The sequence below is a fragment of the Micromonospora sp. NBS 11-29 genome (assembly GCF_002140155.1).
GTDB lineage: Bacteria > Actinomycetota > Actinomycetes > Mycobacteriales > Micromonosporaceae > Micromonospora.
The window spans coordinates 39786-52709 of record NZ_NAPR01000028.1 but is presented as its reverse complement, the minus strand read 5'-3'; the positions used below and the strand labels follow the sequence as shown (position 1 = coordinate 52709).

The window sequence follows — 12924 nt, the reverse complement described above, 5'->3', positions numbered from 1 at the left end:
GCTCGCGAGCCGCGACTGTGGCGCCTCAGGTCCAGGGTCCGTCATCCCCTGATTCTGGCCGATCCGCGCGGATCGTGATCGGTCACTTCGCGCTCAGCAGAACGTGTCGATCGGTCCGACCTCAACGGCGCGACGCCGAGTGGCGGGTCACCACCCGCCGGGTCTTCACGATCGCGAAGACGACCACGGCGACGAGCGCGATCACGCCGATGATGACGAGCCAGCGCACCGCCTCCAGCAGCAGTCCCAGCAGGATCAGCACGCCGGCCACCACGCCGACCACCCAGAGCAACGCGCGCATGTCAGAGCCTCCCGTCGTACGGTGGGCCGCGCGCTTTCCCACTGCGCGGCCGGACATGCCACCGGCGGGGAGGTCAGTGCCGGGCCACGTAGACGGTGTTCGCCGCCTCCCGGCCCTGCAACGGGTTGGGGAACCGGACGACGTGCGCCACCGAGGTCGGGAACACCTCGGTCAGCGTCCGCTGGAACGCCGGATCGGGCGGGTCGTTCGACCAGAGCGCGAACACCCCGTCCGGATGCAGCAGCGCGGCCAGCCGGCGCAGCCCGTCGACCGTGTAGAACGGCGCGTGGCTCGGGTGCAGCACCTGGCGGGGGGAGTGGTCCACGTCGAGCAGCACCGCGTGGAACCGCCGCCCGGGCTCCGCCGGGTCGAAGCCGCCGTCGGCGACCGCGGCGAAGAAGTCCGCCCGCACGAACCGGGTACGCGGATCCGCGGCGAGGCCGGCCGCGAACGGCAGCAGGTCCCGACGGTGCCAGTCGATCACGTCCTCGATCGCCTCGACCACCAGCAGCGACCGCACCCGGGGGTCCTCCAGCGCGGTGCGCGCCGTGTAGCCGAGGCCGAGGCCGCCGACCACCACGTCGAGCGTCCCGCCGGTCAGTGGGGCCAGCCCGAGCCGGGCCAGCTCGATCTCCGCCACCGGGAACGCGCTGGACATCAGGTATTCGTCGTCGAGCTTCACCTCGTACACGTCGGCGCGCAGCGACGGGTCACGGCGGCGACGCAGGCTGATCTCGCCGATCGGGGTCTCCCGCCAGGCCAGTTCCTCGAAGCGCGCGCCCACCCGTGTCCCCTCCGCCGATCCGTCACCGGATGCTACCGGCCGGCCGCGGTTGCGGCCCGGCGAACGGCGGCGGAGCGCCTCAGCCGGTGGGGCGCGTCGCCACCACGACGGTGTCCAGCGCGTCGACGGTGCCCCCGTCGGCGGTCGGCACCGGCCGCCGGGCCGTGTCGGCGCGCGTGATCCGCAGCCCGGCCAGCCCGTCGACCACCGCCTCCGGGGTGAGCAGCACGCTCGGGTCCTGCGGGCCGCCGGTGCCGCCGGAGAGGTTGGCCAGGTCGTGGCCGACCACCACGAGCGTGCCGCCGGGGCGCAGCGCCGACCGCGCGGCGGCGAGCACCCCGGCGAGGTCGCCGGCGGGCAGGTGCAGGTAGCAGATCAACACCAGGTCGTAGCTGCCCGGCACCGGCCGGTACGCGGTCACGTCGGCGACCCGCCAGTCGACCTGCACGTCGCGCGCGGCGGCCAGCTCGCGCCCCCGCTCGACGGCCACGGTCGAGAAGTCCACCGCGTTGACCCGCCAGCCCCGAGCGGCCAGCCAGATCGCGTTGCGTCCCTCACCCGCGGCGAGGTCCAGCGCCGAGCCGGGACTCAGGCCGGTGACCGACTCGACCACGAAACGGTTGGGCTCGGCGCTCCACACCAGCCCGGACGCGTTGGCGTACCGGTCGTCCCAGGCGCTGCTGTCCATTGTGCACCCCCTTCGGCGGCCCCACACCGCCACCGTGACCGTACCGGCGACCCCGACGGGACACGCAGGGTCGCCGGGGGATCGACGGAGCGCTTATCCTGTGCGCCGGTGAACCCGGCGGGGAGGGGACCGATGGCGTCGCGGCAGGACCAGCTCCACTCGTACCAGTTCAGCGTTCAACGGGCGGTGGCCGCGCTGGTCATGCGGGAGACCGACCCGGCGCGGTCGCCGTTTCGCCGGCTGGCCGGCGCGGGGCTGGCCAGCGTGCTGGTGGCGGCGATCGCGCTCGGCGGCGTCGCGCTCCACGGGCTGTTCACCGGCGGCGGCGGCTCCTGGCGGGAGACGGGGGCGGTGATCGTGGAGAAGGAGTCCGGCGCGCGGTTCGTCTACCGCGACGAGAAGCTGCACCCGGTGTTGAACTACGCGTCCGCGCTGCTGATCATCGGCGCGGAACGGCCGAGGACCGTGCTGGTCACCCGCCGGGCCATCGACGGGGTGCCGCGCGGCCTGCCGCTCGGCATCGCCGACGCCCCCGACTCGCTGCCCGCGCCGAACCGGCTGGTCCGCGACGGCTGGACGCTCTGCTCGGCGGTGAGCGCGGAGGCGGGCCGGCCGGAGGCCCGCTCGGCGCTGCTGATCGGGCGGGAGGCGACCGGCGGCCGGGCGCTCGGCGACCAGGGCTTGCTGGTCCGCCACCCGGACGGCGGCCTGCACCTGCTCTGGCACGACCGGCGCTATCCGCTGCGCGACCCCGACCGGGTGCTCGCCGCGCTGGCCGCCACCCGGGAGCGGGCCGTCCCGGTCGCGGCGTCGCTGCTCAACACCGTGCCGGCCGGCGCCGACCTGGCCCCACCATCGGTGGGCGGCCTCGGCGCTCCCTCCGCGCGGGTCACCGGGGCCACCGTGGGTGACGTCTACCTGGTGCGCAACTCCGGGGGCGGCCGGCAGTACGCGGTGGCCGCGCGGGACGGGCTGGCCGGCATCACCGAGTTGCAGGCCGCGCTGCTGCTGGCGCGCACCGGCCAGGGCGAGCCGGAGCCGATCACGCTCGGCCGGTTCGCCGCGCTGCCGAAGCTGCCCGACCTGGTGCCGGCCGGGCCGACCGCGCCGCCGGCCGTGCCGCCCCGGCTGGCCGCCGCCGAAGGCGGCGCGGTCTGCGCGCGGTCCGGTGACGACACCGGGGTACGCGGGATCCGCCTCGACGTCACCGCGCCGGACCCGGCCGCCGGCGCGCGTACGCCGGCCGGGCGCGGTGGGCTCGCCGACCAGGTCGTGGTGGAGCCGGGGCGCGGCGCGCTGGTGGAGGCGGTGGCCGCCCCGGGCGCGACCGGCGGCACGGTCTGCGTGGTCACCGATCTCGGCCGGCGGTACGCGCTGGCCGGCGCGGACGTGCCGGGGATGCTCGGCTACGCCGGGGTGCGCCCGGTGCGGCTGCCGGCGAGTCTGGTCGCCCTGCTTCCCGCCGGCACCCCACTGGACCCCGGGTCCGCCCGCACGGTGGCCACCCCGGCCTGAGCGGGGCGTCGACTCACGCGGGGCGACGCAGCACGGTGACCGCGAACCCGGCGTCGTCGCGCCAGGGGCGCAGGTCCCAGGTGGCGAAGCGGTGTTCCGGGCGCAGGCCGGCGGCGACCGCGTCGGCGTCCAGGTCGGCGACGGGGTAACCGCGGTCGGTGCCGAACCCGACCACCACCGGGCCGTCCGGCCGGACGTGCGCGGCGATCCGGGCGAGCACGTCACGTTCGGTGCCCGGGGCGACGAAGGCCATCACGTTGCCGGCGACCACGGCCGCGTCGAACGGCTCGGCCTCGCCCTGTGCGGGCAGGTCCAACTCGGCCAGGTCGGCGACCAGGAAGTGGGAACCGGGGTGATCGGCGCGAGCCGCGTCGATCAGCGCCGGGTCGGCGTCCACGCCGACCACGGTGTGCCCGCGGGTGACCAGCGCGGCGGCCACCCGGCCGGTGCCGCAGCCGGCGTCGAGGATCCGCGAGCCGGGTGGCACCAGCGCGTCGATCAACCGGGCCTCGCCGGCCAGGTCGGCGCCCTCGGCGGCGAGGCGGCGGAACCGGTCGACGTACCACTGCGAGTGGCCGGGCGCGGTGTCGGTCACCCAACGGGTCGGCTTGCCCATGGGACCACCGTAACTGATCTTGCCGGGTCTGGTCGGGTAAGTGTGAACGAGCATCATCATCCGCCTCATCTAGTCACATATGCGCATTTTTGGGTTAGGATCGCGGCGGCGGTGACGTCCTCCACATGGTGCTGAGGTTTCGACATGGACATCCCACTCGTCGGCCAGGAGCAGGTGCTCCCCGCCGGGCACCTGGACCGGGCCGCACCACGCCGGGCCGCCGGCACTCGCGCCGGCGCGGACCGTGACGCCCGCCTGCGCCGGCTCGCGCTGGCCACGCTGGACGCCAACTGGGAACACGACCACACCGTGCCCTCGCGCACGCTCTATCCGCACCAGTGGAGCTGGGACTCGGCGTTCATCGCGGTCGGGCTGGCCCACGTCCGCCCGGACCGGGCCTGGCGGGAACTGCGCACGCTGTTCGCGGCGCAGTGGGTCGACGGGCGGGTGCCGCACATCGTGTTCAACCCGGCGCTGCGCGTCGGCTCCTACTTCCCCGGGCCGGAGTTCTGGGACTCGGCGTGCGCCGAGGGCGCACCGCCGATGGCGACCTCCGGCATCGTCCAGCCGCCGGTGCACGCCCCGGCCGCCTGGCTGGTGCACCGCCGTGCGCCGTCCGAGGCGTCGGTCGCCACGCTGCGCCGGCTCTACCCTCGGCTGGTCGCCCAGCAGCGCTACCTGACCGGGCGGCGCGACGTCGGCGGGGGCGGGCTGGCCGCGATCGTGCACCCGTGGGAGTCGGGCCTCGACAACAGCCCCGCCTGGGACGCCCCGCTGGCCGCGGTGCCGGCCGACGAGGCGGCGATGCGCGGGTACCGCCGGCACGACACCGCGTACGCCGATGCCGCCCACCGCCCCACGGACCTGGACTACGCGCGGTACGTCGCCCTGGCGGACAGCTACCGCGCCGGCCGCTACCGGGACGAGGCGCTGCTCGGCCGGCACCCGTTCCTGGTGGAGTGCCCGCTGGTCAACGCCGCGCTCGGCGTCGCGGAGTACGCGCTGGCCCGGATCGCCACGGTCGTCGGCGCGGACCCGTGCCCGCACCGGGACCGGGCCGCCCGGATCACCGAGGCGCTGGTCGCCCGCCTCTGGGACCCGGTCGCCGGCACGTTCCGCCCGCGCGACGTCCGCACCGACCGGCTCCTGCCCGCCCGTACCGTGCTCGGGCTGATGCCCCTGGCCCTGCCCGACCTGCCGCAACCGCAGGTACGGGCGGTGCTGGCCGAGGCGTGCTCGCCCCGCTTCGGCCTGGCCGCCCGGATGGCGCGGCCGCTGCCCACCCATGACCGCACCGCGCCCGACTTCGAGCCGCTGCGCTACTGGCGCGGGCCGAGCTGGCTCAACACCGGCTGGCTGCTCTGGCAGGGGCTGCGCACCCACCGTCGGGTCGACCTGGCCGCCGGCCTGCGTGAGTCGCTGCTCGACCTGGTCGACACCGCCGGCTGCCACGAGTACTTCCACCCGGACACCGGCGCCGGTCTCGGCTCACCGGCGTTCAGTTGGACCGCCGCGCTGGTGCTGGACGCGCTCGCCGAGGGATGACGGCCGTGCACCTGGCCGGGTCGCNCCCGCCCGCCGTGCCGGCGGATGTGGTGGCCGGGCGGCGACCGTTTGGTGGGGGAGGAGGCGGGTAGTCGGCGCGGGGTCGGCGACCGAGGGGAGGGTGGCGTGCGGTTTCCCCTGTTCGTCGACGCGGTGGCGCGACGCGCGGAGCTTCCCGCGGACCAGGCCGCGACGATCTCCCGGGCGGTGTTGCAGACGCTCGCCGAGCGGATCACCGCGGACGAGTCGACCGACCTGGCCGCGCAGTTGCCGGACGACGTGGGTGGCTATCTGTCGACGCCCGACCGGGCGGGGGCGACCGGCGCGGCGGTGGACTTCCTGTTCCGGGTGGCCGAGCGGGCCGCGGTGGATCCGGCGGTTGCCGAGACGGGCACCCGGGCGGTGCTGGCCACGCTGCGGGAAACCGTCACGGTCGGCGAGTTCCAGGATCTCGTGGCGCAGCTTCCCAAGGGTTTCGACGCGATGGTGGACCCCATTCCACGCCCGTCGTACGATGTCTGAGCAGGCTCCCCGCGACCCGGGTTGAGCTGCGGCGAAGCGGCCGCCGAGGCGAAGATTCCACGACTTCGAAGTATTTTCACCGGAAAATAACTCGCCAGTAGCCGCCTACGCCGAAAATGGTCTACGCACCAGGGGGATGATCGGACGAATTCCTCCGCCCGAGGTTGACCCGGTCTCCCCCCTTCGGCTCGACCCGAATCGATGCCCTTCCGATCGAGAGATTGAGCCCTATTCTGCTTCCAGTGTGAAGTCCTGGGGGGGATCAATGATCACATGCGTCGATCGCTGCGTGCCTGTCGCCGGTGGAGCACACCCCGCTCCCTGACATGACAGAGACGATGATCATCAATCGTTTCGGTGCGGTCGCAGCGGTCCACGGTGGACGTCCGGCGCTTCTCGGCGAGACCCACGAGGTCGGCTACGCCGAGCTGGCCGAGGCGGCCGGGGGACACGCCGCCGTGCTGACCGCCGCCGGTCTCCGGCCCGGCGACCGGATCGCGCTGCTCACCGCGCACGGCGCGCCGACCGTCGCCGCGCTGCTCGGCACGCTCGCCGCCGGATGCGCGTACGTGCCGCTCGACCCGGGCTTCCCGGTCGCCCGGCTGCGGCACATGGTCGCCGCCGCCGAGGTCGCCGCCGTCGTCTGCGCCGCCGAGCACCGCGAGTTGGCGCTGTCGCTGGCCGACGGGCGTACCGTGCTGCCGCTGGACGAGGTGCCGCCGGCCCCGCTGCGCCCGGTCCCGACCGACCCGGACGCGCTGGCGTACGTGCTGTTCACCTCCGGCTCCACCGGCGTGCCCAAGGCGGTCGGGCAGACCCACCGCAACCTGGCCCACGTCGTCGACAACCAGATCGACGCGCTCGCCGTCGGCCCGACCGACCGGCTCAGCCTGCTCGCCTCGTTCAGTTTCGACGCCGCCATCAGCGACCTCTACCCGGCGCTGCTCACCGGCGCCGCGGTCGTCCCGGTCGACCTGCGCCGGCAGGGCCTCGCGTACGCCGTCGAGCAGCTCGACCGGCACCGGGCCACCGTGCTGCACTGCACGCCCACCGTCTACCGCTTCCTGCTCGACACGCTCGGCGAGCGACGGCTGGCCGCCGTACGCGCGGTGCTGCTCGGCGGGGAGCAGGCCACCTGGGCCGACGCGGCGCGCGGGCGGGACCGGTTCGCCCCGCACTGCGTGCTGGTCAACGGTTACGGGGCGACCGAGATGACGTTCGCGGCCCGGCACCTGCTGCCGCTGTCCGAGGTGGACCCCGCCGCGCGCGGGCCGCTGCCGGTCGGCACCGCGTTCCCCGGCTACCGCCTCGACCTCGCCCCGGACACCGGTGAGATCGTGGTGCGCAGCCGGCACCTCGCCCCCGGCTACCTCAACCAGGACAGCGACCGGTTCGGCGTGGACGACGACGGGGTTCGGTCGTACCGCACCGGGGACCTGGGCCGGCGGCTGCCCGGCGGGGAACTGGTCTGCCTGGGCCGGCTCGACCGGCAGGTCAAGGTGCGCGGTCACCGGGTCGAGCTGACCGAGATCGAGGCGGTGCTCGCCGCTCGGCCCGGCGTCGCCGCCGTCCGCGCCATCGTCCGCGACGGTGAGCTGCTGGCGTACGCCCGGCCGGCCGGCACCCGCCCCGACCCGGTCGCGCTGCGCACGGCGCTGGCCGCCGCCCTGCCCGACTACGCCGTGCCCCGCGCGGTGGTCCTGGTCGACGAGTTCCCGCTCACCGTCACCGGCAAGGTCGACGAGCGGGCGCTGCCCGATCCGGTCACCGAGGTGCCCGCCGGGGCGGCGCCGGCCACCGACACCGAGCGCGCCGTGCACGACATCTGGTGCGCGGTGCTGGGCCGCCCGGCGGTCGGCCGCACCGACGGCTTCTTCGACGTCGGCGGGCAGTCGCTGCTGCTCGGCCGGGTGCAGCAGCGCATCGCCGAGCGCTTCGGCGTCCGCCTGCCGATGCTGCGGCTGTTCGACCATCCCACCGTCGCCGCGCAGGCGGCGCTGCTCGACGCACCGCCCGAGGCGGTCCGCGCCCCGGCGCTGCCCGCGCCGGCCGCGCCGGTCGGCGGGGCGCGTGACCACACCGGTGACGAGATCGCCGTGGTCGGCCTCGCCGGCCGCTTCCCCGGCGCACCCGACGTGGCCACGTTCTGGTGGAACCTGTGCACCGGGGTGGACTCGGTGCACGACCACACCGACGAGGAGTTGGCCGCGCTCGGCGTCGGGCCGGCGCTGCGCGCCGACCCCCGGTACGTGCGCGCGACCGGTCGGCTCGACGGGGTGGCCGACTTCGACGCCGACTTCTTCTCCTTCGGCGCCGACGAGGCCGCCCGCACCGACCCCCAGCACCGCCTGTTCCTGGAGGCCGCGTGGGAGGCCCTGGAGGACGCCGGCCACGACCCGGGCCGCTTCCCGGGGCTGGTCGGGGTCTACTCCGCCACCTCCGCCAACCGCTACTTCCTGTTCCACCTCATGGACAACCCGGCCGTGGTCGGTGACGTCGACCCCGACGACTGGGAGGCCCGACTGGTCGGCCGGCAGTTCACCGACCACCTGCCCGGGCAGGTCGCGTACCGGCTCGGCCTGACCGGCCCGGCGCTGGCCGTGCAGAGCGCCTGCTCCAGCTCCCTGGTCGCGGTCTGCCTGGCCGCGCAGAGCCTCGCCGACTACCAGTGCGACCTCGCCCTGGCCGGCGGGGTCAGCGTGACCTGGCCCCGGCACCGGGCGACCCCCGGCGGGCTCGCGTCGGCGGACGGCCGGTGCCGGGCGTTCGACGAGGCCGCCGACGGTTCCGGCTTCGGCTCCGGGGTGGGCGTGGTGGCCTTGCGCCGACTCGCCGACGCGCAGGCCGACGGCGACCGGATCTACGCGATCCTGCCCGGGTGGGCGGTCACCAACGACGGCCCGGACCGGGCCGGGTTCGCCGTGCCCGGCCCGGCCGGGCAGGCCGCCGCGGTGGCGAACGCGCTCGCCACCGCCGAGGTCGCCCCCGGAGAGGTCCGCCTCGTCGAGGGGCACGGCAGCGGCACCCCGCTGGGCGACGCCATCGAGGTCGCCGCGCTGCACGAGGTGTACGCCGGCGCCGCGCCCGCCGGCACCTGCGCGTTGGGTTCGGTGAAGACCAACATCGGGCACCTCGACGCGGCGGCCGGCATCGCCGGGCTGATCAAGGCGGTGCTCGCCGTCCGGCACGGCGTGATCCCGCCGAACCTGCACTTCACCCGCCCGCACCCGGAGATCGACCTGACCGCCGGCCCGTTCTACGTGCCCACCAAGGCGCGGGACTGGCCGGACGGTGGACGCCGGGTGGCCGGGGTGAGCGCGTTCGGCCTGGGCGGCACCAACGCCCATGTGCTGGTGGAACAACCACCGCCGGTCGAGTCGGCCACCCCGCCCGGGGATGGGCCGTGGCTGCTGCCGGTCTCCGCGCGTACCCCGGCGGCGTTGCGGGCCGCGTTGGCCCGGCTCCGCGCCCACCTGGCCGGGGCCGTCCCGGCGCTGCCGGAGGTGGCCGCCACGCTGGCGCTCGGCCGGCGGACGTTCGCGCACCGGGCGGCGGTGGTCGCCACCGACCTGCCCGCCGCGCTGTCGGCGTTGGACGTGCTGCTCGACACCGACGCCCGGATCGCCGGCGACGCCGGGCCGCTGCGGGAGACGGCCGCCGACTGGGTCGCCGGGCGCGACGTCGACTGGGCCGCCCTGCACCCCGAGGGCACGGTCCGGCGCACCGGGCTGCCCACCTATCCGTTCCAGCGCCGCCGGTACTGGATCGACCCCGTGCAGAGAGGCCCGCGGTGAACTGGTTCGTCTCCACCGGCAGCCGACCCGAGGCGCCGGTGCGCCTGTTCTGCCTGCCCTACGCCGGCGCGGGCGCCAGCGCGTTCCGGCGCTGGCCCGCCGCGTTCGGCCCGGACGTCGAGGTGCTGCCGGTGCAACTGCCCGGCCGGGAGAACCGGATCACCGAGGACCCACGCTTCACCGTCGCCGAGGTGGCCGACGCCATCGCCGCCCGGGCCGACCGCCCGTACGCGATCTACGGCCACTCGATGGGCGGTCGCCTCGGCTTCGAGGTGGTCCGGGAGCTGCGCCGTACCGGCCGTGCGCTGCCCCTGCGGCTCTACGTCGGCGGCGCCCGCGCCCCGCACGTCACCGCGTCCGGCCCGTTCGACGGGCTGTCCCGGGCGGACGACGCCGAGCTGCTGCGCCGCCTCGACGACGGCGGCGGCCTCCCCGCCGAGCTGCTCGACCACCCGGAGCTGGTGGAACTGCTGCTGCCGGTGCTGCGGGCCGACCTCGGCCGGGTCGACGACTACCGCCATGTCCCCGGCGAGCCACTGCCGGTGCCGATCGTCGCGTTCGCCGGCACCACGGACCGGGCGGTCAGCCGCGCGCAGCACGCCGCCTGGGCCGAGCACACCGCAGCCGGGTTCACCCTGCACGAGCTGCCCGGTGGGCACTTCTTCCTGCACGACCGGCTCGCCGAGCTGGTCGCGCTGATCCGGGCCGACCTGACCGTCGCGCCCGGCACCCCGGGCACCCGCGTCGCCACNCCGCCGATCGCGGGACCGTCGGCGGCGCGCACCGGGTTCCGCTCGGCGACACCGGCTGGTCGGTGTGGCGCGACGCGATGCTGCGGACCACCGGCTTCCCGGCCGACGGGCTGGAACTGCTGACCGCGCCCCGGGCCGCCGCGGCCGCCGACGAACTGCTCGCCACCGGCGGCGACGCGGACCGGTTCGACAAGGAGTTCGACGAGGCGGTACGCGCCGGCGCCGGGCGGCTCAGCGCGCTGGCCGCCGACCCGCTGCTGCGCGAGGCGGTCACCTGGCAGAACCGGGGCGCCCTCATCGCGCTGGACGGGCTGGCGCGCGGCGGCGCCGACGCGGCCCGCAACGTGCGCCGTCGGGACCGGGAGCGGGCGCTGCTGAAGTACTGGCAGCGCTACTGCGGTAAGAACGAGACCGTCGGCTTCTTCGGCCCGAGCTGCTGGGTCACCGTCGACCCGGACCAGCCGGACGTGGCCCGCGTCGACCCGGGCGCGGGGCTGACCCGGCGGCGCTGGGTGTGGTTCGAGTCGTGGGCGCTGGCCGCGTACGCCGACCGGATCGGCGCGGACCTGGCCGTGCGCCGCTGGTGGCCGCCGACGCTGCGACCCCACCTGGCGATCCGGGACCGGGCCGTGCTGCGGCCCGGCCGCCCGCCGCTGACGCTCACCCCGGTCGAGGCCGCGCTGCTGCGCGCCGCCGACGGCCGCCGCGCCGCCGCCGACCTGGTCGCCGACCCCGCGATCGGGCTGCGCCGGCCCGAGGACGGCTACGCGCTGCTCGACCGGCTGGTGGAGCGGGAGCTGATCACCTGGGACGCGGCGCTGCCGGTGAGCCCGGACGCCGAACGGGTGCTCACCGAACGGATCGCAGCGATCGGCGACGAACCGGCCCGCGCCGCCGCCCGGGCCGGCTTCGACGAGCTGCGCGCCGCCCGCGACGCGGTGGCCGACGCGGCCGGCGACCCGGAGCCGCTGCGCGCCGCGCTCGACGCGCTCGACGCCACGTTCACCGAGCTGACCGGCGTGCCGGCGGTCCGCCGCGCCGGCCAGATGTACGCCGGCCGCACCATCTGCTACGAGGACACCGCCCGGGACCTGGACGTGGTGTTCGGCGCACCGCTGCTGGCCGAGCTGGCCGCCCCGCTCGACGTGCTGCTGCGCGCCGCCCGCTGGCTGGCCAACGCGCTCGCCGAGGCGTACCTGGGGGTGCTGCGCGGCCTGTACGACGAGCTGCGCGCCGACTCCGGCGCGCCGGTGGCCCTGGCCGACCTGTGGTTCCTCGCCCAGGGCCTGTTCTGGGGCGACGGCGAGCGGCCGGTGGACGCGGTCGCGGCGGACTTCGCCGCCCGCTGGGCCGGGCTGTTCGGGNCCGACCTGGTCCAACGCCGCCATGCACAGCCCCGACCTGCAGATCTGCGCCACCGACGCGGCGGCGCTGCGACGCGGCGAGTACACCGTGGTGCTCGGTGAGCTGCACGCCGCATGGTCCTCGTTCGACTGCGCGGTGTTCACCCCGTCGCACCCGGACGTGCGGCGGCTGCGCGACGCGCTCGCCGCCGACCTGGGCGAGCGGCGGGTCCGGCTGCTGTTCCCCGCCGACTGGCCACGGCGTACCAGCCGCACCGCCGAGGCGCTGACCGGCCCGACCGACCGGCAGCTCGCCTTCCTCGACGCGCCCGGCGCGGACCCGGCCCGGGTGCTGCCCACCGTGGACCTCACCGTCGACGACGTGGACGGCGAGCTGGTCGCCACCGCCTCGGACGGGCAGCGCTGGCCGCTCGCCGAGATCTTCGCCGAGCCGTTCAGCGCGCACGCCGTGGACGGCTTCAAGCTGGTCGCCGCCGCGCCGTACACGCCCCGGATCACGGTGGACCGGCTGGTGGTGGCCCGGCAGACCTGGCGGACCACGGTCGGGGAGAGCGGCCTGGCCACCGTCACCGCCGAACGGGACCGCTTCCTCGCCGTCCGGGCCTGGCGTCGCCGGCTCGGCCTGCCCGAACGGGTGTACGTCAAGCTCGGCACCGAGACCAAGCCCTGCTTCGTGGACCTGGCCGCGCCGGCGTTCGCCGCCATGCTCTGCGCGCTGGTGCGGGCCGCGCGGGTCGACGGCGGCGACGACGTGTCGCTGACGGTCAGCGAGATGCTGCCCGACCCGGGGCAGGCGTGGGTGCCCGACGCCGCCGGCCGCCGCTACTTCAGCGAGCTGCGACTGCACCTCACCGACACCCGCCGGGAGGACGCGCGATGACTCACCTGCTGCCGCTGGGCGGGACCGGCTGGTCGGTGTGGCGGGACGTGGTGCTGCGGACCGCCGGGTTCCCGGCCGCCGGCCTGGACCGGTTCGCCGCCCCGGACTGCGCCGCCGCCGCGGACGCGCTGCTGGCCGGCACGGTCAGCCCCGACGTGTTCGA

Annotated in this window: 10 protein-coding genes; 6 read left to right on the top strand and 4 right to left on the bottom strand. The window is 76.0% G+C overall.

What is annotated here, in order from left to right; all coding sequences use genetic code 11:
• Positions 1-121 precede the first annotated feature (121 nt).
• The 3 genes from B1205_RS26750 to B1205_RS26740 form a co-directional block, all read right to left on the bottom strand.
• A complete protein-coding gene (locus tag B1205_RS26750; RefSeq protein WP_089158121.1) occupies positions 122-301 on the bottom strand; it encodes a hypothetical protein in 180 nt (59 codons plus the stop codon).
• A gap of 73 nt (positions 302-374) precedes the next feature.
• The gene (locus tag B1205_RS26745) at positions 375-1085 is read right to left on the bottom strand and encodes a spermidine synthase (protein ID WP_089158120.1); all 711 of its coding nucleotides are present in this window, start codon (positions 1083-1085) and stop codon (positions 375-377) included.
• Between the two features lie 79 nt (positions 1086-1164).
• Positions 1165-1773, bottom strand: a complete 609-nt coding sequence (locus tag B1205_RS26740) for a class I SAM-dependent methyltransferase (RefSeq protein ID WP_089158119.1) — start codon at positions 1771-1773, stop codon at positions 1165-1167.
• Between the two features lie 132 nt (positions 1774-1905).
• Here B1205_RS26740 and eccB point away from each other — a divergent pair, with 132 nt between their 5' ends.
• The gene (gene eccB, locus B1205_RS26735) at positions 1906-3288 is read left to right on the top strand and encodes a type VII secretion protein EccB (protein ID WP_089158118.1); all 1383 of its coding nucleotides are present in this window, start codon (positions 1906-1908) and stop codon (positions 3286-3288) included.
• Positions 3289-3301: 13 nt separating this feature from the next.
• Here eccB and B1205_RS26730 read toward each other — a convergent pair whose 3' ends face one another.
• On the bottom strand, positions 3302-3904 hold the full coding sequence (locus tag B1205_RS26730; RefSeq protein ID WP_089158117.1) for a class I SAM-dependent methyltransferase: 603 nt from the start codon (positions 3902-3904) through the stop codon (positions 3302-3304).
• A 144-nt stretch (positions 3905-4048) separates the two neighbouring features.
• On the opposite strand from B1205_RS26730, the gene B1205_RS26725 reads away from it, so the two are divergent.
• The 5 genes from B1205_RS26725 (at position 4049) to B1205_RS33650 (ending at position 12761) form a co-directional block, all read left to right on the top strand.
• Complete coding sequence (locus tag B1205_RS26725) at positions 4049-5449, top strand: MGH1-like glycoside hydrolase domain-containing protein (protein WP_254910237.1); 1401 nt, start codon at positions 4049-4051, stop codon at positions 5447-5449.
• A gap of 126 nt (positions 5450-5575) precedes the next feature.
• Positions 5576-5971 carry a DUF2267 domain-containing protein gene (locus B1205_RS26720; RefSeq protein ID WP_089158116.1) on the top strand — a complete coding sequence of 132 codons (396 nt, stop codon included), beginning with the start codon at positions 5576-5578 and terminating at the stop codon, positions 5969-5971.
• Positions 5972-6297: 326 nt separating this feature from the next.
• Positions 6298-9765, top strand: coding sequence for an AMP-binding protein (locus tag B1205_RS26715; protein WP_089158140.1), 3468 nt, complete (start codon positions 6298-6300; stop codon positions 9763-9765).
• The gene (locus tag B1205_RS33655; protein WP_176308815.1) at positions 9762-10640 is read left to right on the top strand and encodes a thioesterase; all 879 of its coding nucleotides are present in this window, start codon (positions 9762-9764) and stop codon (positions 10638-10640) included. Before B1205_RS26715 ends, B1205_RS33655 begins: the two co-directional genes overlap by 4 nt.
• Positions 10641-11903: 1263 nt before the next feature.
• The gene (locus tag B1205_RS33650) at positions 11904-12761 is read left to right on the top strand and encodes a lantibiotic dehydratase (protein ID WP_441338575.1); all 858 of its coding nucleotides are present in this window, start codon (positions 11904-11906) and stop codon (positions 12759-12761) included.
• Positions 12762-12924 lie beyond the last annotated feature (163 nt).

Bases quoted from the DNA above. Each gene is read 5' to 3' on its own strand.
- B1205_RS26725 (WP_254910237.1), top strand. From the start codon at position 4,049: ATGGACATCCCACTCGTCGGCCAGGAGCAGGTGCTCCCCGCCGGGCAC.
- B1205_RS26740 (WP_089158119.1), bottom strand. From the start codon at position 1,773: ATGGACAGCAGCGCCTGGGACGACCGGTACGCCAACGCGTCCGGGCTG.
- B1205_RS26750 (WP_089158121.1), bottom strand. From the start codon at position 301: ATGCGCGCGTTGCTCTGGGTGGTCGGCGTGGTGGCCGGCGTGCTGATC.
- B1205_RS26730 (WP_089158117.1), bottom strand. From the start codon at position 3,904: ATGGGCAAGCCGACCCGTTGGGTGACCGACACCGCGCCCGGCCACTCG.
- B1205_RS33650 (WP_441338575.1), top strand. From the start codon at position 11,904: ATGCACAGCCCCGACCTGCAGATCTGCGCCACCGACGCGGCGGCGCTG.
- eccB (WP_089158118.1), top strand. From the start codon at position 1,906: ATGGCGTCGCGGCAGGACCAGCTCCACTCGTACCAGTTCAGCGTTCAA.
- B1205_RS26715 (WP_089158140.1), top strand. From the start codon at position 6,298: ATGACAGAGACGATGATCATCAATCGTTTCGGTGCGGTCGCAGCGGTC.